The following is a 21,725-nucleotide window of genomic DNA, read 5'->3' as shown; positions in this document are numbered from 1 at the left end:
TTTTGGTATAACTTTTTACGATATAATCCAAAAATGTTTTTTGCATTTTTTTTACCTTAGTTTTTTTTGCGCTTTCTTAGCGATTCTCAAACAAATTTTTAACTCTTCAAGGAGAAAAATCTATGACTACTTTTGATAGGACTTCATCACTTGGCTTCATCTCTTACTTATCTCGCATACCACATAGATTTAGCGGGGGGGGGGGGCGATATAAGTATCCTCTAAACGCGCTAGGTTTATGTTTTCTTAATCTCTCCTGCCATTTTTTCTTGCCACTCGTTTTTTTATTTGCTCTCACTTCTTGTGCTTCCAAACCAAAATACATAACAGATTCTAACGATTACACTTCCTTTGGCATTGATTACCACGATATAGAAAATATGCTAGATGACAATGTAAAATCTTTTTTAGGCTCTGATTTTGTGAAAAATTTAGAGGGCAAAAAAATCCTTGTGATTTCGGATATAGAAAATCTAACAGATGATGATATAGATATAGAGCTACTAAGTCGCAAATTTGCAAGGCAAATCCGCGATAGCAAAAAGTTCGTCCTTACAAACGCTATCTCAGGAAGCGGTAGCAAAAGAGATAAAATGATAAAAGATTCTCGCGCTCTACGCAATGATGAGGAATACAACCAATACACCACCAAAGAAAAAGGAAGTCTGCTCGCACCTGATTATTCTCTTGCTGGCAAAATCACGCAGTGCACAAAAAATATTGGCAAAAAGGTAAGAGTGGATTATCAGTTTTTGATAGTTCTAAGCGATATAAAAACAGGCGTGGTGCTATGGGACAATGAGGAAATCATCTCAAAAATCATAGCAAGGGATAAATTACAAGAATTTGATGGGATAGAATCTAAACAAAACAACCGCTATGAAAGATATACAAAACCAAAGAAAGACAAACAACATTCTTACGCGGGCGAGAAAACAAAGGAGTTTTTTAGAAATGCGGGGTATAAGACAAAGGAGTTTTTAGCCAAATCTTATGACATAACAAAAAATTTTATTCTTGGTTTTGGATATAAAAATCATATAGTTTTAGGAATGGATTTGGGACTTGGTGGAGGGAGAATAAATATGCCTCCAATTGATTTTAATTTGATAAGAGTAAACAATAATTATTGGAGTGGTCCTACCACCAAAACAGAAAACCACACTATGTATATGGATGACTTTGATAGCTCTCACACATTTATAATGCCAATCAATGTTCGTATGGGATATTTGCGTGATATTGGGGAAAATTGGGCTTTTGCACTAAATTTTATTTATAACTATACTGTTGCTTTTTTTGATTCCTACAAGCTAGAAGCAACTACTTATAGTATTGAGTTTGGAAGCAAAAAATTAACTTCTACAATCCAAAGACTTGGTGGTGAGATTTTGATTTATTATAAATTGCTAGAGAAACTTCATATTTTTGTGGGTAGTGGAGTATTGAAAGATATTAGCTCAAAATATAATATTTCATTTGAGGTCGGTAGTAGAAATTGGTTTGAGGACGATATATACATAAATGTTGAGGGGCAAAAAAGATTTAATTTTGAATCAAAAATAGATTCTTGGTATCCTATTGTAAAAATTGGTGGACTTTTTATTTTTGGCTACTTTGGCGTAGATAGCACAATTTATTGTAGCTGGGTTACGAAAGAAAGAAATTATTTGGGAACAAACTGCGGAGTTTCAATAGGAGGTCAAATAAAATATTAAATATTTCTAGCTATTTCCATACAAAAGTTATGGACTAAAAAAGTTAAATGATGCTATTTTTTGACATTGATGAAGTTTAAGAAATATTTTTATAAACTTCATCGTTTTTTTTTAGTTAGTTTTTTACACAATTATCACATTGACTTGCGCAAGCTGGCAAGACAATGCTTACACAAAAACTTAAACAAATACAACAGCCACAAGCCAAGCTAAAATCACGCTAGATTCTAGCTTGCTCCATTTTAGCGATTTGGTTTTGCGAAGTTTTGTGAATCTGATTTAGAAAATGTCGACTTAAAAATAGCCCCCTTAAGCCGACACAAATCTTATCACCCCAAATTTTCCTCTATTAGCTTATGAACTCTCGAGTTAAACTCTTTCACACTTTGCAAGCCGCCAGATTCTAGTAGCACTGCGCAGTCATAGAGTAGATGAGCGCATTCTTGCACTTTGGCAGATTCCGCACCTTTTAGCTTGCTAAATATGCTATGAGAGACATTGATTTGCAAAGTCTTGGGCGATTTTGGTGGCTCTTGTCCCATTTGTCGCATTAGATTTGCCATCATAGCGTTTGCCTCCTCGCCCACAAGCGCGATAGGTGAGCTCAAATCATCACTTAGCTCCACTTCTTTTATCTCACTTCCCAAAGCCTCTTTGAAGTCTTTAATGATTCCCTCAAATTCCTTTTTCACACCCTCATCTATACTGCTTTCTCCTAGCTCTTTTAGTGCTTCACTTGATGCGGCATCTTTTAGCGGAGTTTTGTCATACTCTCCGACACTTGGCATCACAAAGCTATCGATTTCATCGCTTAGAAGCAGCACGGTATAGCCCTTTTTGGCATATTTTTCCAAAATCGGCGATGCTTTTAGTAGCTCTTTGTTTTCGCCGATGAGATAGTAGATACTTTTTTGCTCTTTTTGCATTGCTTCTTTGTAGGATTTTAGGCTTACACTCTCGCTTAGCTTGCCATCGCTAGCCACACTATCAAACCGCAAAAGCTCCAAAATCTTTTCTTTGTTTTCAAAATCACTATAAAGCCCCTCTTTTAGTGCTTTGCCAAATTGAGTATAAAAAGTCTTATATTTTTGACTATCTTTTGCTAGATTTGCGATTTCGCCTAGAATCTTTTTTGTCGATGCGGATTTAATATTTGCTAAAATCTTGTTTTGCTGCAAAATCTCACGGCTGACATTTAGTGGCAAATCCTCACTATCAATGATTCCGCGCACGAAGCGCAAATATTGTGGCAATAGCTCTTTATCATCATCAGTGATAAACACACGCTTGACATATAGCTTCACACCACTTCTATAATCCACCCTAAACAAATCAAATGGCGCAACACTTGGGATAAAAAATAGTGTGGTGTATTCTAGATTGCCCTCTACGCGTGTGTGGATATAGCTTAGTGGCTCGCTATTATCGTGTGTAAAGCCTTTGTAAAATTCCTTATAGTCCTCATCTTTTAGCTCATTTTTTGGGATTTTCCATATCGCTTTGGCGTTGTTTAGCTGCTCTGTTTTGGATTCTTTGACTTCTTTTTTGTCGCCCTTTTTTGATTGTCCTTTGCCCTCGTCACTGGTATCTTCGCTTTTTTCATCGCTAGAATCCTCATACTTTGTTTCCTCATAAGTTAGAAAGATAGGGAAAGCAATGTGTTCAGAGTATTTTTTGATGATAGATTCTATCTCCCAGCGACTTGCGAAATGCTTCTCATCATCTTTTAGATATAGCGTGATTTGCGTGCCGTGTGTGTCTTTTTGACAAGGAGTGATTTCATACTCGCCACTACCATCACTTATCCAGCTATATGCCTGCTCATCTGCCTTACCAGCTTTTTTGGTGGTTACCACTACTTTGCTAGCCACCATAAAGCTTGAGTAAAACCCCACACCAAACTGCCCTATAAGCGCGGAATCTTTCTTTTTATCTCCACTTAGTGCATTTAGAAAGCTCTTTGTGCCAGATTTTGCTATCGTGCCTAGATTTTGAATCAGCTCCTCCTCGTTCATACCTATACCAGAATCCGCCACACTCAAAATGCCCTTTTTCTCATCAAATGTTATATCTATGCGCGGACTAAAGGTAATTTGCTTATATGCTTCATCGCTGATTGTTAGGTAGTTTAGCTTATCAAGCGCGTCAGAAGCGTTGCTTACTAGCTCACGCAAAAAGATTTCTTTGTTTGAATAAAGCGAATGAATCATCAAATCTAGTAGTTGCTTTATTTCGGTTTGGAATGCCATTTTTTTGCTCATTTGTAGCTCCTTAGATAAAAATTTGGCAATTATAGCATTTAATTGATAAATATTTGGAAACTTTATAGCTATAATATCAAGTTTAGTTAGTCTAAAGATATAAAGTTTTTTATATACAAAAAGTCAAATACATAAAAATCCACAAAAACAAGTAGTCCCAAAGATAGATTCTATCACACCCAAATATTCGCTCAAATCACGCAACGCCCCGCAAAATCTGCTACAATAGCACGACTTAATCCACAAAACCTAAATCCCACAAAATCCCCACAAAGAGTATCAATGCAAAATCACGAGCCTTTTTGCCCTTACTTAAGCAAAACACCAGACAAATGTGGTGGTTGCGAGATAGACGCACCCTATCCTGCCCAGCTAGCCAGCAAAAAAGAGCGGATTTTAGAGATTTTTGGCAAAGACTTAAATTGTGTAGATTTTCGTGTATTTGCCTCGCCAGAAGTGGGCTATCGTGCAAGGGCGGAGTTTCGCATTTATAGAAAAAACACAGCTAACCAAGTCGCAACTGCTAAAAATCTAGCCCAAATGGATTTGGCAATGATGAGCAAGCAAAAAACCACAAAAGCAAATCCCCAAAAAAATCTAGCAGACAAAAATCAAACAAACAAATCAATCAAAATCCCTATAAAATCTTGCCCGATTTTGCTACCAAATATCAGCCTTGCGCTCAAATCTTTTATAGATTTGATAAATGATTTGGCGCGAAGTGAAAACAAGCAAGACTATGAAGTGCTCTCTAACAAGCTATATGCCATAGAAGCACTTGGTGTGGCAAATCCACCACTTTCTACAAAAACTACAAATGACTTAGATTCTGCGCCCAAAAATTCTCATAGCGTTATTTTGACACTTATCTATCACAAAAAGCTAGATAAAAAATGGGAGCAAAAAGCAAAAGAGCTAAGCCAAAAACTCCCGCAAAATCTAGCTCTCATAGGACGAAGCAAAAACCAAAAAATAACCCTGCAAACCGACAAACTACTAGAATCTATCACACTAGAAAAAACATACATATTTTTGCGAAGCGAGGGGAGGTTTAGCCAGCCAAATGCCTATATAAATCCGCTAATGATAAACTTTGTCAAAGACGCGATAAAATCGCACAAAAAAGAGGATTTGTTGGAGTTGTATTGTGGCGAGGGCAATTTTTGCGTAAGTTTGGCTAGCGAGTTTAGGAGCGTCCTAGCCACAGAAGTGGTAAAGTCCTCTATCCCAGCATTGAGAGAAAACGCCCAAAACAATGACATAGCAAATATCACAGCACTGCGACTAAGCGGGGAGGAAAGCATAGAAGCATTGGAGGGAAAAAGGGAGTTTTTTCGCGCTAGAGAGGTGGATTTGAAATCTTTTAGATTTTCACATATTTTGATAGACCCGCCAAGAAGTGGGATTAGTGGAAGTAATATTAGTCAAAGTGAGATTAGTGGAAGCGAAATTAGCAGTAGCGCACCAAATACAAATCAAACAAATAACAAAACAAACACAAAAAATGCAATCAAAAATCCCTTGCAAAAAGCTAGAGAAATGCTAGATTTTATCGCCAAACACGACTATATCATTTATATTTCTTGCAATCCTTTAAGCCTAAAAAACGATTTAGAAATTCTGCTACAAACACACAAAATCACGCATTTTGGGCTTTTTGACCAATTCCCACATACTCATCATATAGAATCCGCTCTAATCCTAAAAAAGCACCAAAAATAACCACTTCACGCCAAACTTTGCCACGCTTTTTTTAATATTTTTACAAACCACACCAATCAAACACCCACACTCCACAAGCAAAAAATCTTAAAAATCCGCAAATTCCCTAACAAAAGCGCACCAAATCCTTATCCGCCCGACAAAAATGTGCTATAATCCGCCCTATGTGTAACCAAGACCACCTCCAAAACATTTCTCTAACCTCACTAAATGGCTACCTCTCACGGAGAATCGAAGCATACATAGCCACGCTTTTGCGCCCTTATGGATTGGGTGTGGAGCAGATGATTGCGCTAATGATTCTTGCCAAAAATAGCGATATTTTTGGCGATGAGTGCCAAAAACACAAAAAAAATAGCTGTATGAATGTCTCCCAACTAAGTGAATTTCTACTAAAAGACAAAACCACCACTTCGCGCCTTATCACCTCCCTAGAGCAAAAAGGCTTTGTCAAAAAATTTTATGACAGCAAAAAAGACAAGCGAATCGTGTATATAGAGCTAACAAAGCAGGGCGAAGAAAAATGCAAAGAAATACAATCAGGCAATATAAAATCCCAAACCGATGAAATATTTCAAAAAGCCCTAGATAAAAACGAGAAAGAAGCATTTAGACAATCATTACTAAAGATTTTGGAGGTGCTAGATGAAAAAGCTAAATAAAGACTTTATCTTTTTTGTGCTAGCTTTTGGGCTTTTTGCTTGCGCGTTGAGTGCTGCTCCAAACGCGACAAAACCTCAAAGCACAGCACAAAAAGGCACAGCTATTGAAGCACTACCTATCAAACAGGGTAGTCTAAACAAAAACGAATCTTTCATCGGCAGTGTGCGCTTCAAAGAAGTCAGCTCTATCGCTTCAAGCTCACAAGGCATAGTAAAAAGCGTATTTTTTAGCATAGGACAAAGCGTAAAAAAAGGGCAAAAACTCCTAAGCCTTGATACAGATTTGCTAGCCCAAGACATAAGCATAAAGCGCGCAAAAATCGCAGACGCACGCTACACGCTAGAGCGACAAAAAAACGAGCTAGAACGATACAAAAACCTACTACATTCCCAATCAATCTCTATCCAACAATACGAAAATTTAGAATACGAAATCAAATCTCAAGAAGCCAGAATCCAAGCCTTAGAGGGCGAGCTAGCTATCTCAAAAACCCAAATCGCCCAAAAAACTATCTACGCACCATTTGAGGGAATCATTGTCGAGCAGGGCGTGCGTGTGGGTGAGTGGGTGAAAGAGGGACAAGCGATATGCCAAATCCTAAATTCTCGCGACACCGAAGTCATCATTGATGTCTCAAGCGCAGTGGTTGGCAAGCTAAGCCTAAAACAAAAAGTAGATTTACTCATAGGTGGCAAATCTCACAGCGGGCAAATCTCCGCACTTATCCCCAAAGCAGATTCTCTCTCTCGCACCTTTCCTGTGCATATTGCTGTGCGAAATGATGGGAGCTTTTTGGACGGAATGGCAGCACAAGCAAGGCTTGACATCTCTGGACAAGCCCAAGAGGAGCAAAAAGGAGGACAAGCCGGATTCCTAGTCCCACGCGATAGTATCGTATATAGTGCTGGCAAGCCACATATTTTCATCGTGCAGACTATCTCTCAAGCTATGCAAGCTAGAATCGTGCCTATCACTATCATCACTACTCAAGGCTCTTTTGCCCTTATCAAAAGCCTAAAGCAACCACTAAAAGAAAACGACTTAGTCGTGGTGCGCGGACAAGATAGCCTAAAAGACGGCTCACAAGTGTGGATAACAAACCCCCGCAAAATCTCATACAAAGATTCTTACCCAAAATCTTAAAAGGGTAAAATCCCAAAACCCACACAAAAAACAAATAAGAGCAAGAGAGAGATAGAGAATGTCTGCGATATATTTATTTCTAAAAAACCGCGTGCTATGCGCTGTTTGTGCGATATTTATCCTGCTTTTTGGATTTATCTCGCTAGAGAAAATCCCATATCAGCTACTCCCACAGATAAATCGCCCCACCATAAGTATCTACACTACTTGGGCAGGAGCCTCGCTCTATCAAGTAGAAAAAGAAATCATAGACACCCAAGAAAAACACCTAAAAAACCTAACCCATCTCCAAAGTCTTACTTCCACTTCACGCGACGGTATGGGAATCATAAACCTAGAATTTTCCCTAGAAGCCGATATGCAAAGCGTATTTTTGCAAGTCAGCTCCAAGCTAGAAGAAATCAGTGGCTACCCCGAAAATGTCCAAAAACCTATCATCAAAGCCACAGGCGAGATAATCCCAATCAGTGTATATCTTTTTGCAAAAAGTTTGGATTCTAGGCAGCCCATAGAGAAGCAAAAAGACTTCATAAATGGCGAGATAGTCCCACTATATGAGCGAATCGAGGGCGTGGGCGAAGTGATAATTTCAGGTGGAGTATCAACCCAAGCCCATATCTACCTAAACGCCCAACAGCTAGCCTACAACAACATAACCATAGAGGAAATAATAAGCGCGATAAAAACCCAAAACCGCAATATCTCCGCAGGCAATATAGACTTTGACCAGCGCAACTATCGCTTACAAACTATCGGAGAATATCGCTCGCTAAATGAAGTGCTAAACACCATTATCAAAGTCCAAAATGGCAAGGTTACAAGGCTAAAAGACACGGCAAGCATTGAGATTTCTCACGAGAAAAAAACAAGCCACAATATCCACAACAACGATGAAACTATCTCTATCCAAATCCGCCCCACCGCAGAAGCAAACATACTAGAGCTAACAAAAAAGGTGGAGGATTTGACAAAGCACCTAAACACCCAAGTCCTACCAAAATCTAGCCTACAAATAGAGTGGGGGCGCGACCAAAGAGGGTTTATCCTAAATGCACTATCCCAACTAAAGCTAAGTATCGCACTAGGAATGACCCTAGCAATCCTCGTTCTGTGGCTTTTTTTGCGCAATTTTACTTCGCTTTTTATCATAGCCCTTGTGATTCCTCTAAGTATCATAGGGACTTTTATATCCCTGCATTTTTTCAATCGCACGCTAAATATCATCTCCCTAGCAGGCATTTCTTTTGCCATTTCTATGGTGATAGATTCTGGTATCGTGGTGCTAGAGTCGATTTTGCGAAATCAAAAAAAATCCAAAAACACCATAGAATCCACTGCTAGAGGTGTGCGCGAAGTGCTAGGTGCACTTTTTGCCTCCACTATCACTACGATTGGGATTTTTGTGCCTATTATTTATTTGAAAGATGAGAGCGGGCAGCTATTTGCCGACATAGGCATAGCAGCAAGTAGCGCGATTATCATTGCGTTTTTTGTATGTGTGTTTATTTTGCCCGCATTTTTGCTTAAACAAAATGCAAAATCTTCTAGCGCGAAATCCACCCTAGAATCAACCAAACCAAGCACAAAATCTAGCCAAGATTCTAGCCCACACCATAGAGTAGAATCCAAAGATTTACACTATACAAAATCCTATTTTGATTCTCTACCACAGGCAAATCCACTAAAATCATCTCTACAAACATTTTGGTATAAATCTAGCCAAAATTTCTACGCACTTTGCAAGACTTTGCACTACAAATTTTCGCACTCCAAATATTCACAAAAACTTCCACAAACACTCATCACTATAAATGCCCCTTTTGTCAAAAATCTACTTCATAGCACCAAGCAAAAATGCGTAAATATAAATTTCCAATCAATCTCGCAAAAATATATCCAAATGATTTTACGCTACACAAAGCCACTAGCCAAATCCTGCAACAAAGCCACTCAAACCCTCATAAATTCCACAAATATAGCAAGCGCAAAATCTAAGCAATCTTGCAAATCTCTATATGCAAAATACAGCGCAAAAGCACTGCCATTCATTGCCAAAACCACCACTCATCTAAAGACTTTTTTGCAACTTTTCCAAGCCAAAAAAACTGAATTTTATGCGTGGCTTGAGGAAGTGGGAAAATTTTTAAGTGGCAAGATAATGAAAGGATTATATTTTTGTGTGCAAACACCAAAATCTAGGATTATTAGCATTGTTTCATTTTTGGGAATTACGCTAGGATTTAGCCTGCTTGCATTTCCCAAAAGCGACTATATGCCAAAAGGAGAGCAAAACTTCATCATAGCCTATCTAGCCCCTCCGCCCGGACTATCGCTAAATGAAAAACAATACATTGCAAGCTCGATTTATGAGCATATCTCGCCGTTTTTGCGCGTAAATGGCTACACACAAAAATCCCAAAAAAAATGTCAAAAAACAAAAGACAAAAAATCCTGTGTGCCTGTGATAAAAGATTTTTTTGTAAGCGTGGGCAATAGCATTTATTTCTACCTTGTCGCGCAAGACCCAAAGCAAGCAAGTTCTCTTATAGATTTTGCTAGAAACATCATCGCTCAAATCCCAAATGTTTCAGGCGTGGTGCTTCGTCAAGAGATTTTTAGCGTGGCTGGTGGAAGTAGTATTGATATAAACCTTAGTGGTGGGGATTTGGGCAGGCTAGCAGACGCGGCACTTCGCACGCAAGAAGTGCTAAATGAAAAATTCCCAAGCCTAAATGTCCGCATAGTCCCATCTCTTGCAGAAAATAACCGAGAGCTAAACCTCTACCCAAACACATACGCCCTGCGAACAAATGGCTTAGATGTCGCTAGCTTTGGCAACATAGTAGAAGTCATCACAGAGGGCAAAAATCTAGGAAGTGTCCGCGCTGGTGGGGTAAATGAGCAAGACTATATCGACTTAGTGCTAAAAGACAGCGAGCAAAATCGCTCCCCCGAAGACATACTCTATGCCCAAGTGTATGCCCCAAGCGGGCATATCATAATGCTAGGAAGCCTAAGTGAAGTAAAAAACGAGCTAGGCATAGCACGCATAAGACACTATGAACAAAAGCGCAATATTTTGCTCATACTAAACCCCACAAACCTAACCAAAAACGCACCATTAGAAGAAGTCATAGATTCTATAAAATCTAGCGTGGTAGAGCCTCTAAGCACAGAATTTAGCGACATAGACATAAGCCTTAGTGGCAATGCAAACAAACTTAGCAGGCTAAAAGGCGAGCTAGCTTTTGGATTTGGCTTGGCAGTGGTGATTACTTATTTGATTTTGAGCGCACTTTATGGGAGCTTTTTTTATCCATTTTTTATTATTTTGTCCGTGCCTTTAGCTACAAGCGGTGGGCTTTTGGGACTTTTTCTAGTCGATAAGCTAATCGCACAGCAAAATCTAGATGTCCTCACAATGCTAGGATTTATAATCCTCGTAGGAAGTGTCGTAAACAACGCGATTTTAATCATATACCAAGCCCGCATAAATTTCTTGCACTATGAAATGTCGTGGTGGGATAGCGTGTTTGATTCTACCCACACAAGACTTAGTCCGATATTTATGAGTATGCTTACAAGCGTGCTAGCACTGCTTCCACTTGTGGTGTTTGCTGGTGCGGGCAGTGAAGTCTATCGCGGGCTTGGTGCAGTGCTTATAGGCGGACTTGTGGTGGGGGGAATCATTAGTATATTTTTGATTCCTGCGCTATTGCTAAACTTCCCACCAAGGGAATCTTTGCCAAAAGAAGCTATGCCAAAAGATTTTAGCAAATCTAGCGAATCTAAAGATTTTTTATCGCAAGATTCTAGTTTAGATTCTAGTTTGTGGGCTTCTAATTTGCAATCGCAAGATTCCAAAAATTCATTTTTGCAAAATACACCCAAAAACAATACATAAAGGACAAAAATGAGATTTTACATTTTCTTTGCTGTTTTGTTCTCTTGCGCTTTTTTCATAAGCACTGTAAACGCGCTAAATATGCAAGAAGCGATTACCAAAGCTACGGAATATTCTGCCAAAATTTCAGCCCAAGCTAGCACCACAAGCGCAGCTAGATTTTACAAATACTCTACTTATGCGGGATTTTTGCCAAGCCTTAGTGCGGGCTACACCTTTAGCCACAATGCCCCAAGCCTTAGCCCCACCTACTCACTAAATAGCCTAAATATCACGGCAAATATGAATGTATTTCGTGGTTTTAGCGATTATCTAAATTTCGCAGAAGCAAGACAAAATCTAGCAAGGCAAAATCTAAGTCTTAGTAGCGTCAAAGCTGATATTATCCTCTCTACCAAGCTAGCTTATATCAAAGTCTTGCAAAATCGCGCACTGCTAGCCACAGCAAGCGAATCTGCCAAGCTACTAGAGGGGCAACTAAAAAAGGCGGATTCTTTCTATCAGCAAGGATTGCGTGCCAAAAACGAAGTGCTAACAATGCAGCTTCAGCTCTCAAATGCCAATATCACGCTAGAATCTGCCAAAATGAATCTAAACTACGCGCTAGCCGAGCTATCAAACCTGCTAGGAATAAGCATAAACGATGATGAAGTAAGCGAGATAGACACAATCGACTTAATAGAATACAATAAAGACAATCTACTATCACTCGCGCTAAATAACAACCCCGACTACTTAAGCCAAAAATCTCGCCTAGAATCTGCAAATATTGAGTTTAGACGCGCTAAGGGAGTGTTTTTGCCACAGGTGGATTTGGTGGGTGTGAAGTATTGGTATATTGATGGTGCGGGGCAAGCAAGCGCAAACTACGGGCTACAAAGCCAAGTGCGACTAAATGTCAGCCTAAATCTTTTCAACGGACTAAAAGATGGATTTTCCTACCAAGTCAAGCGGTATGATGTGCTTGCATCCAAATCCACACTTAGTCAATACGAGCGCAATTTGGAGCTAAGCCTAGAATCTTTGCTGCGCGACTACCAAAACGCCAAGCACCAATTCCAAATCGCCCAAGATTCCCTCCAAAAAGCAAAAGAAAACTACCAAATCATAAACAATCGCTACTTACAAAACCTATCCACTTACACCGAGCTAATCAACGCTCAACTACTCCTAACCACAATGCAAACAAGCATAAACCAAGCCCGCTACAACCTCATCTCTATCCAAGCAAATATCGAGCGACTAAGCAATCCCTAGCCTACTAAAATCTATCAAAATCCACAACGCGTTTTTTTTAAAACCTTATCTTTTGATTCTTGCAATCTTAAAATATACCTTGCACGATTTTGTCTCACATATTTTTTAAAACTTCAGGCACAAAATCATACTTTACACAAAAATCATAACGCAAAAATCATACTTGCACAAAATCAAAAAGCATTAAAATATTTGCTTTATAATCAACTTTTGATTTTGCCAAATCTTAAATCAAGCAAATCAACTATCCAAACACCTATCAAACGGACACGCTATGAATGACACACTTACCTTTTTAGCTCTGTTTTTGATATGCTTTGTGCTAGCAGGCTGTGCCTCCATAGTCCCTAGCACGCACTATCTCAAGTCCAAACCACAAAGCGATTTTGAAGAAAGGGATTGGCTATCTACTCCTATCGCCCTGCCCTACTTAGAAGAGCTACAAGAGCCTAAAAAAAGTGGTGCACTGCTAGTGAGTGAGGGAAGCCACGCAATACTTCATCGCATAAGCCTAGCGCGAATGGCACGCTACTCTATCGAAATCCAAACCTATATCTACAAAAACGAGCTTGCTTCACGCGTGCTTATGCACGAAATCTATGAGGCAGCAAATCGTGGCGTAAAGGTAAAAATCCTAATCGATGATAACGGACTAGACTCGGACTACTCTGATGTCATCGCACTAAATCATCACCCAAATATACAAGTGCGGATTTTCAACCCCTACCGAAACAGAATCAAACTTTTTCGATTGCCAGAGATGATTTTGCGATTTGACAAAATCAACCGCCGTATGCACAACAAACTTTTTATCGCGGACAATATGGCTCTAATCATCGGCGGGCGAAATATCGCTGATAGCTACTTTGACTCTAGTGTGAATGTAAATTTTGCTGATACAGAAGCGTTTTTTATCGGCAAAATCGCCAAAGACGCCAAAGAAAGTTTCAAGCAGTATTGGGAATATCATCGCTCTATTCCTGTGGAGTTTTTGCCCTCAAAGCGCAAGATGAGGAAATTTATGAAGCACTATCCCAAAATCATCAAATCCCTAGAATCCGATGAGGAAAAGTGGGAAGAATACTCCCAAGCCATAAATGAAGCTATCGATAACTATCAGCAAAAACAAAATAAAATGTATTGGGGGGAAGCAAAACTCATAGCCGATGATGTAAAAAAAATCGATGAGCGCAATCCCACAAGCAAAATCTATGAGGAGCTAAAAGACATTTGGGAGGGCACAAATGATAGTATCTATATCTCATCAGCATACCTTGTCCCGGGCAAAAGGGGGCTAAAAATGATGCAAGATTCTATCCAAAATGGGCTAAATCTCTTTGTGCTTACAAACTCCCTCTCAAGCACAGACTCACTCCCTGTATATGCAGCGTGGGAGAGGTATAGAGATAGTCTTGTGCGACTTGGAGCGCAAGTGTATGAATACCGCAGAGGCGAGGACAAAATCAAAATACGCGGACGAGCTTCCAAAGGAGCAAGCCTACATAGCAAAGTGCTAGTTTTTGATAAGCAAATCACTTGGATTGGCAGCTTCAATCTAGACCCCCGCTCAACTGTGATAAACACCGAAGTAATGGCGACTTTTGATAATGCAGAATTTGCCACAGAAGCTACAAAACTTATCCACATAGATATGCAAAGAGCGTGGAGACTAGAACTACAAGGGAGCAAATCTAACAAAAATGACAAAAAGCGGGGAGGCAAACTGCGGTGGTGTGCGCCTGAATATGTCGAGGACTCTGCCGATGAGGCAAATAAGCAAAGTAGCCTTATAGATGACTTTGTGCGAGAGGGTGGAGAGCTGTGCTACAAGCACTCGCCTGATACAAGTGCATTTTTGCGCTTGCTAAATGTGTTTATGCGACTTCTACCAGAGAATCAAATCTAGTAGAATTTTTTTAGTTTTTTAAGAGAATCAAAAATTTAATAGCATTGTAAAGTCTAATATAGATTTACATTTTTTGTTTTTATATTTTTATAGAAACTCGCTTTTTTAAATTCTTAATGATTTTTGCATAATTTTTTCGTTGCAAACATACAAACAAAATCTAAAATTCTACGCTTTAGGTAGAAATCTCCCCCTTATTTTTTCCCTATCCTTTTTTGGCAAATCTGCAAAAATCCATTGCAATGGAATAATACTCCTTGCATTATTAGCGATTGGACACCATTTGTTACAATCACTAATAATGACTAGATTTTAAGCAAATGTAGTTTGTGTGCAAAACAACAACACTACTTTACCAAATTTTCAAGCGACTCTTTTGCTTGCTCCTCGCTCACTGCGCCCACGATATTATGCGGGATATAGGCTTCCTCTAGATAGGCGATTTCATTAGCACTTAGCTTTACACTCATAGCACCCACCGCCTCATCAATGTATTTGGTTTTGTTCGCACCGATGATAGGCGAACCAGCACCTTTGGCAAGAAGCCACGCTAGGGAGATTTGGCTCATCGCCACACCTTTTTTCTTTGCGAGTTCATTTACGCGCTGTGCGATGATTTTATCCTGCGCCTCTGTCTTGTCATACTTGCCCATAGCGGTTTTGTCTGTCTTGCTACGAATCGTATCGCTTTTCCATTCCGCACGAGCCAAACGGCCACTTGCCAAAGGCGAGTAAGGCATAAGCGTAACGCCTTGTTGCTTACAAATTGGGATTAGCTCCCTTTCATCCTCGCGATAAAGCAGGTTATAGTGATTTTGCATAATGCTAAAAGGCGTGAGGTTGTTATCTTTGGCGACTTGCTGCATATTTGCAAACTGATAGCCATACATCGCAGACGCACCTAGTGCGCGGACTTTCCCAGCTTTTATAGTCTCGTGCAACGCCTCCATAGTTTCCTCAATAGGCGTAGTGTAATCAAAGCGGTGGATAATATAAATATCCAAATAATCCGTGCCAAGCCGTTTGAGTGTGCCATCAATCTCGCGCAAAATCGCCTTGCGTGAGAGCACACCTTTATTGAAATACACTTTTGAGGAGATGACGACTTCATCGCGTTTGGCAAATTTTTTGAGTGCCTTGCCGAGATACTCCTCGCTAGTCCCTGCAGAGTAGATATTTGCCGTGTCAAAGAAGTTTAGCCCTTTATCAAGCGCGTGTTTGATGATTGCCTCGCTCTCTTTCTCATCAAGCGTCCAATCGTGCAAAGTCCCCGCCTTGCCAAAGCTCATCGCACCTATGCAGATTTGTGAAATCTCAATGTCTGTGTGCCCTACTTTTATAAAACTCACGCCGTTTTTGGTGCGCGAAGTGTTTGCTTTCATACTTGCTCCTTTTGTGTTTGTATCTTTTGCCATTAGTGGTAGCGTGCTTATCATCGCCACACTAGCGAGTTTGGCAGAATTTGTGATAAACTCACGCCGTTTTTCATCGTGTAGATTTTGCATTTTTACTCCTTTTTTACGGGGATTTTGCGCTTAGATTTGCCTATCCCCACCTAAGTTTATGCTTTATAATTTGCCAAAAAGTTAATCGTTTGTGGGTCGCGGTGGTCTAAAAATAGCGTTTTGCCCGTGTCAAGTTTGGCAATTTTTGCTCTATCATCAGCGTTTAGTTTGAAGTCAAACACCGCGATATTTTCCTCCATTCGTGCCTTTCTCGTAGTTTTTGGAATGACGATGACATTGCGCTCAATAAGCCAGCGCAAAATCACTTGTGCAGGGGTTTTGCAGTATTTATCCCCGATAGATTTTAGCACTTTATTATTAAACATATCGTTTTTGCCCTCTGCGAAGCTCCCCCAGCTCTGCACCGCCACGCCTAAATCATTGTTGATTTTTTGCTCACTAGTTTTTTGGAAAAATGGGTGCATTTCGATTTGATTTACCGCAGGTTTTATGTCGTTAAATAGACAAAAATCCGTGATTTTATCGGCATAAAAGTTACTCACCCCAATCGCGCGGATTTTGCCCTCTTTGTGTAGTTTGCCCATCGCCCTCCACGCGCCATAAATGTCGTTAAATGGCTGATGAATGAGATACAAATCGATATAATCTAGCCCAAGCTTTTTTAGGCTCGCATCAAAGGCTTTGAGCGCGTCTTTTTCGTTTGCGTGGCTTATCCAAAGTTTTGTTTCGATAAATAAATCCTCGCGTTTTACCCCGCCATTTATTGCGGTTTTTAGTCCCGCGCCTATGGCTTCCTCGTTTGCATACGCCTGCGCGGTGTCGATTAGCCGATAGCCCACGCTAATGGCATCTTCAACGCACCTTTGCGCTTGATTATTTGGGATTTGATAAGTCCCGTAGCCTAGAATTGGCATTTTTACGCCGTTACTCAATTTGATTGTTTGCATATTTGCTCCTTTTTTAGCATTTTTTGTTTCTTTTGCAAGCAGGGGCGAAATCCCAGATATTGCGCCCACCGCACCTACTGCCACACCTGCTAGCGCGAGATTGCTAGTGTGTTTGACAAATTCACGCCGTTTTGTATCGCTGATTTTATCGCGCTGTGTAGCGCGCACATCGCGGTTTGTTTCATTCATTTTTGCTCCTTACATAGTGGATTTGCCCTCTAGATTCTAGAATCTAGAAATAAAAACGCAATTATAAAAGATGAGAGCAACTCTAAGTCAAGGGGTAAAATGCAAATTTTTGCTTTTTTGCTATTTTTTTCCCTTGATTTTCCCCCGCTTTTTCTTACTTTTTCAATGTCAGCTCATCAAGTGCGGCAAGGGCGTTTAAAGAGCGCGGATAGCCGATATAAGGCACAAGTGCGGTAATCACTTCGATGAGAAACGCCCTGCTATGCCCGATATTTAGGTTGCCTTGAATGTGCGCTTTGACTTGCGCGTCCGCCCCACCAAGCGAAGCCAAAATCACAAAGGTAAGTAGCTCTCTAAAGTTTAGCTCCAGCCCCTCACGCGTGTAATAATCCCCAAAGCAATTCGCGCTTAAAAACTTGCGGATATGCTTTTCATCATCTGGCGCGGCTGCATTGCCTTTATCAATCGCAGAGCCAAAAAACTTCCTTTGCGCTTCTAGCCCTTTGTCGGCTCGATTTTCCCGCGTAGTCGTGCCTTGTGGCTTTAGTGGGAGTTTGATTCCTTGCGCTTTAAAGACTTCGTTACTCAAAAGCAAAAAATCCATACTCTTGCCAATGCCGATATAGGGCGTGGTTTGGTAGATAATCTCTTTGATTTCAGTTGGATTTACGCCGTTTTTTAGCGCGGAGACAAGCATAGTGCGAAACTCCGCTTTGCCCTGAACCGCGATAAGTGCGGCTAAAATGAGCTTTAGCCGTGTTTGCAAATCAATGCTTTTGCTCTCTGCAAATACTTCATCAAAGGCGAAATTCGCGTAATTTTCTATAAACTCGGGGTCGGTTTTTGCTAGATTATTGCCTGAATTTGCGCTTACATTTCCAAAAAGTTTGGCGTGATTTTGTTTTGCTGTTGTGGTTAGATTCATCGTTGCTCCTTTAGTTTGATTTGATTTTGCGCTTGTGTTCGCGCTTAGTGGCAATGCGGTTGCTAACGCCGTGATTCCCGCAATTTTCGCCGAATCTGCCAAAAACTCACGCCGATTTTTATCGCGCAAATCTTGAGTATCTTGCAAATCCCGCCCTAAGTTGCGTAAATCACTTGATTCTTGCAAATCCCGCGACTTGCTCCGCGCGCCTTGCGCGTGTTTTATCTCTTTTTTCATATTTGCTCCTTTTTTAAATTTTAAAACACTTTAGAAAGCATTTCCCTATCGCTTTAGGCTTTCCCCTGCCGTGCGCTCGTTAAACCACTTGATTCGCTGTGGGTCTTGGTGGTCTAGCATTGGCTTATTTGTCTCTAATTTTGCGATTTTTGCCATATCTGCGCTATTTAGCTCAAAGTCAAAAATGCTTAGATTTTCCCTCATTCGTTCAGCCTTAGAGGTTTTGACAATGCTTATAATGCCCCGCTGATACACCCAGCGCAAAATCACTTGCGCCACACTTTTGCCGTGTGCTTTGGCGATTTTACTAAGCGTAGCGTCTTTTAAAATATTATCACGGGCTTGTTTGAGTGGGCTAAACGCCTCCATTTGAATGCCAAGTGCCTTTAGATTTTCCTGCGCTTTTGTCTGCTGAAAGTGCGGGTGGCACTCGATTTGATTGATTGCGGGTTTGATTTCATTATTTTGGACAAAATCCATAATCCGCGCGGGATTAAAGTTGCTAACGCCAATAGCGCGGACTTCCTTTTTCTTATACAGTTTACTCATCGCCCTCCACGCGCCATAAGTGTCATTTACAGGCTGATGAATGAGATACAAATCCGCGTAATCAATTTGTAGCTTCTTTAGGCTCTCATAGTAGGCTTTTCCCGCTAGTTCCTCATTTGCATAAGGGCGGAAAAGTTTGCAAGTGATAAACAGCTCCTCGCGCTTTATGCCTGTGGCTTTGAGCGCAAATCCTACGGCTTCTTCGTTTGCGTAGCTTTGTGCCGTGTCAAAAAGGCGATAACCCGCCTCTAAGGCTTGCTCTACGGCTTTTTGCGTGGCTTTTGTGTCGCCTAGCTTTAGTGTGCCAAAGCCTGTGGCAGGCATTACAACGCCGTTATTAAGCGTGAAGTTTGGTATTTTGGCGGGATTTGCGCTTTGATTTGCGTTAGTGTTCGAGCCTAAATTTGCGCTTAAATCTATCGCCCTTGCGTTTTCGCCAAATAGCATTCCACCACCAAAAAGTGCCAATCCTGCGCCGAGTTTGGCAGAATCAGCCAAAAACTCACGCCGTGTTTTATCTGTCGTATTTTTCATTGCTACTCCTTTACAATGGATTTTGCTACTTCAGATTCTAGAATCTAGAAATAAAAACACAATTATAAAAGATGAGAGCAACTCTAAGTCAAGGGGTAAAATGCAAATTTTGCAAAAAAAAAGTGAAAAAATGAAGTGGGGTGATAAAAAGCACGCAAAAAATGGCAAAGATAAGATAATCAAAAATAATGCAAAAAAAAGCGCAAAATAACGCAAGCAAAAAAATATAAAGAAAGAAATTGTAGGGCAAAAATGCGAGATAAAAAATGCAAGAAAATCCAAGCAAAGTTTAGCAATCTAGCGCGTGTGAAATCCTCACACGCATTCTAGATTCTAGAATTTAAAGAACATTTAAGGCAAATCCACCACAAGCACTTCGTTTTCAAGCATTTTGGGGATATAGAGCGTGTCTTTTGTGCCAAACATATCCGCAGGTCCTTTCATAGCGGGTAAATTCAAAGCCGTTTTTGTAAAGACATTAGCCTTTGCATTTTTGCCAAAAAGACTATCGCGTGAGAAGCCATTTTTCGCGCTAATGCGATAGATTTTGCCATTTAGATTTTCTCCCCAATCACTCACAAGCAAATTCCCGTTTTTGGCTAGTGCTACGCCGTCATACGCTCCTTTTTGCGCATCTAAAATCTTTATCGCCTTTGTCTTAGTATCAATGGCTAAAATCTGCCCCCCGCTCTTGCCATGGGGGTGATAGCACCCGACAAAAAGCCTTTGCTTTGCTTTGTCTAAAAGCATTCCATTGCCACCGCCACTTTTTGCTAGCTCAAGCCTTGCAAACTCGCTTGTTTGCTTGCTTTTCAAATCAAAGGCATAGATAATGCCATTGCCCGTGTCGCTCAAAAGCAAGGTATTGCTATCAAGCAAGACAATGTCATTTAAGAAAATCGCGCCTTGAATGTGGGATTCAAGCACCTTTTTGCCTTGCGTATCAAACGCCACAAGCCTATCAATATCCACGACATAAAGTGTGCTATCAATCTCTATCATACCCTTTGGGGCGTTGAGATTGCTTGCAAAATCCTTCTTTACTACCTTGCCACTTTTATCTAGCTTTGAGATAAAGCCGTCATTATCCTTTGCTAGCGAGTTTGGCTCTTTGCCGATATTTGCCACAAAGATATAATCCCTACCTACAAATACGCTCTCTGGACTAAAAAAGCCACCCCAAACCTTACCACTAGCGACACTTTCAGCAAATGCGCTTAAAGCAAAAAAGCCCACCAATCCAAAAACCACAAAAGCTCTGCACAATACTTTCATTTTTAATCCTTTTAAGTTAAATTTGCAATATATTGCATAGGCGGAATTGTAGTGTGTTTGGGATTTTAGTTGTGCGAGTTTTTTGTCAAATTTTAGCAGTTTTTTGAAATTGCTTTGGTGTTTGTCCGTAGCGATTTTTAAATCGTTTGATAAACCAAGAGGGCGAGCTAAAGCCACAAGTCGTGCAAATCTCATTGATATTTTGCGTAGAGTTTATAAGCAAGTGTTGCGCTTTTTTGAATCGCTTTTCATCAATGTATTGCTTTGGACTAAGCTTAAAATTATGCTTAAAAGTTTTAGAAAACGAGCTTATGTCGCTTTTTGCGTATTGTGCCATTTGCGCCACACTCAAAAAAGCCTCATCACAATGACTAAACAAATCCATATACTTTAAGCTAAGCGCAGAAAAAATCTCATCTACAAACGCGCTAAACTCATCGCTATGAAGTAGCAAAAACGCAAATATTTCCTCAAACTTTAGCTCAACCAAAGGCTCAAAAATCTGTGTGTTGTCCTCAAAGTAGGGCGCGAAACTTTGCAAAATATCAAGCAGTTGGGCGTGGTTTGATTTTAGGGCGGGTGCGCTTATGCGTTGGTGTGGCTTTTTGCGCAAGGCGTGATATTTTTGCATAAGGCTAAGCAAAAACGCATTATCAAAGAAAAAGAGCCACGCTTCATACGCGCCGTTTTCTATGGCGATATTGCTCAAAGTATATGTGCCACTTTTTAGGAACAACGCTTCATTTTGCGCTATCACAAAGCGCGATTTTGCGTGGTGCATTATTTTAGAGCCTTGCTTTACAAAGATAATGGCGTTGTTTTCAAAGCACACAGGGGTTTCAAAAGAGCTATGATTTTGCCTAAATTTGGCAAAAGAGCACGAGCTAAAACTTCTAAAATGTATATTTCTCACTCGTGGCAAGTCCGTTGGGAGCGTTATGCTAGATGCCATTTTTATCCTATCGCTACAATTTTTTAAACGCGTTATTGTATAAAATATTTTTTAAGTATCCAAAATGTTTGAATACT

The 21,725-nt window shown here is 40.3% G+C and carries 14 protein-coding genes; 7 read left to right on the top strand and 7 right to left on the bottom strand.

Annotation, left to right across the window (positions count from 1 at the left end):
- The first annotated feature begins 122 nt into the window (after positions 1 to 122).
- Complete coding sequence (locus tag CQA40_RS08175) at positions 123 to 1,718, top strand: hypothetical protein (protein WP_115520376.1); 1,596 nt, start codon at positions 123 to 125, stop codon at positions 1,716 to 1,718.
- A gap of 329 nt (positions 1,719 to 2,047) precedes the next feature.
- Here CQA40_RS08175 and htpG read toward each other — a convergent pair whose 3' ends face one another.
- A complete protein-coding gene (gene htpG / locus CQA40_RS08170) occupies positions 2,048 to 3,979 on the bottom strand; it encodes a molecular chaperone HtpG (RefSeq protein ID WP_115520375.1) in 1,932 nt (643 codons plus the stop codon).
- 282 nt (positions 3,980 to 4,261) lie between these two features.
- Between htpG and CQA40_RS08165 the strand changes: the two genes are divergently transcribed.
- The 6 genes from CQA40_RS08165 to CQA40_RS08140 all read left to right on the top strand — a co-directional run bounded on the left by CQA40_RS08165 (position 4,262) and on the right by CQA40_RS08140 (position 14,574).
- The gene (locus CQA40_RS08165) at positions 4,262 to 5,701 is read left to right on the top strand and encodes a hypothetical protein (protein WP_115520374.1); all 1,440 of its coding nucleotides are present in this window, start codon (positions 4,262 to 4,264) and stop codon (positions 5,699 to 5,701) included.
- A 164-nt stretch (positions 5,702 to 5,865) separates the two neighbouring features.
- Positions 5,866 to 6,363: a MarR family winged helix-turn-helix transcriptional regulator gene (locus CQA40_RS08160; protein ID WP_115520373.1), complete on the top strand. Its 498-nt coding sequence runs from the start codon at positions 5,866 to 5,868 to the stop codon at positions 6,361 to 6,363.
- Positions 6,347 to 7,507: an efflux RND transporter periplasmic adaptor subunit gene (locus CQA40_RS08155; RefSeq protein ID WP_115520372.1), complete on the top strand. Its 1,161-nt coding sequence runs from the start codon at positions 6,347 to 6,349 to the stop codon at positions 7,505 to 7,507. Before CQA40_RS08160 ends, CQA40_RS08155 begins: the two co-directional genes overlap by 17 nt.
- 58 nt (positions 7,508 to 7,565) lie before the next feature.
- Positions 7,566 to 11,411 (top strand): efflux RND transporter permease subunit, encoded by a 3,846-nt coding sequence (locus tag CQA40_RS08150; RefSeq protein WP_115520371.1) that lies wholly within the window; start codon positions 7,566 to 7,568, stop codon positions 11,409 to 11,411.
- A 9-nt stretch (positions 11,412 to 11,420) separates the two neighbouring features.
- A complete protein-coding gene (locus CQA40_RS08145) occupies positions 11,421 to 12,668 on the top strand; it encodes a TolC family protein (protein ID WP_115520370.1) in 1,248 nt (415 codons plus the stop codon).
- Positions 12,669 to 12,942: 274 nt separating this feature from the next.
- Positions 12,943 to 14,574 carry a phospholipase D family protein gene (locus CQA40_RS08140; protein ID WP_115520369.1) on the top strand — a complete coding sequence of 544 codons (1,632 nt, stop codon included), beginning with the start codon at positions 12,943 to 12,945 and terminating at the stop codon, positions 14,572 to 14,574.
- Between the two features lie 347 nt (positions 14,575 to 14,921).
- Here the strand turns inward: CQA40_RS08140 and CQA40_RS08135 are convergent, their stop codons facing one another.
- From CQA40_RS08135 to CQA40_RS08110, 6 genes are all read right to left on the bottom strand, one after another.
- Positions 14,922 to 16,079: an aldo/keto reductase gene (locus tag CQA40_RS08135; protein ID WP_220271909.1), complete on the bottom strand. Its 1,158-nt coding sequence runs from the start codon at positions 16,077 to 16,079 to the stop codon at positions 14,922 to 14,924.
- A 56-nt stretch (positions 16,080 to 16,135) separates the two neighbouring features.
- Positions 16,136 to 17,176, bottom strand: coding sequence for an aldo/keto reductase (locus CQA40_RS08130; protein ID WP_309544452.1), 1,041 nt, complete (start codon positions 17,174 to 17,176; stop codon positions 16,136 to 16,138).
- A 154-nt stretch (positions 17,177 to 17,330) separates the two neighbouring features.
- A complete protein-coding gene (locus CQA40_RS08125) occupies positions 17,331 to 18,338 on the bottom strand; it encodes a carboxymuconolactone decarboxylase family protein (protein ID WP_258864509.1) in 1,008 nt (335 codons plus the stop codon).
- A gap of 45 nt (positions 18,339 to 18,383) precedes the next feature.
- A complete protein-coding gene (locus tag CQA40_RS08120) occupies positions 18,384 to 19,421 on the bottom strand; it encodes an aldo/keto reductase (RefSeq protein ID WP_258864508.1) in 1,038 nt (345 codons plus the stop codon).
- Positions 19,422 to 19,772: 351 nt separating this feature from the next.
- On the bottom strand, positions 19,773 to 20,696 hold the full coding sequence (locus tag CQA40_RS08115; RefSeq protein ID WP_115520368.1) for an ATP-binding protein: 924 nt from the start codon (positions 20,694 to 20,696) through the stop codon (positions 19,773 to 19,775).
- An 85-nt stretch (positions 20,697 to 20,781) separates the two neighbouring features.
- The gene (locus CQA40_RS08110) at positions 20,782 to 21,648 is read right to left on the bottom strand and encodes an AraC family transcriptional regulator (RefSeq protein WP_115520367.1); all 867 of its coding nucleotides are present in this window, start codon (positions 21,646 to 21,648) and stop codon (positions 20,782 to 20,784) included.
- Between the last annotated feature and the right edge of the window lie 77 nt (positions 21,649 to 21,725).

The sequence above is a fragment of the Helicobacter sp. MIT 01-3238 genome, from assembly GCF_003364135.1.
In the GTDB taxonomy this organism is placed as follows: Bacteria; Campylobacterota; Campylobacteria; order Campylobacterales; family Helicobacteraceae; genus Helicobacter_B.
Note: the sequence above shows the minus strand (reverse complement) of the source record. Positions and strands in the feature narration are given on the sequence as shown.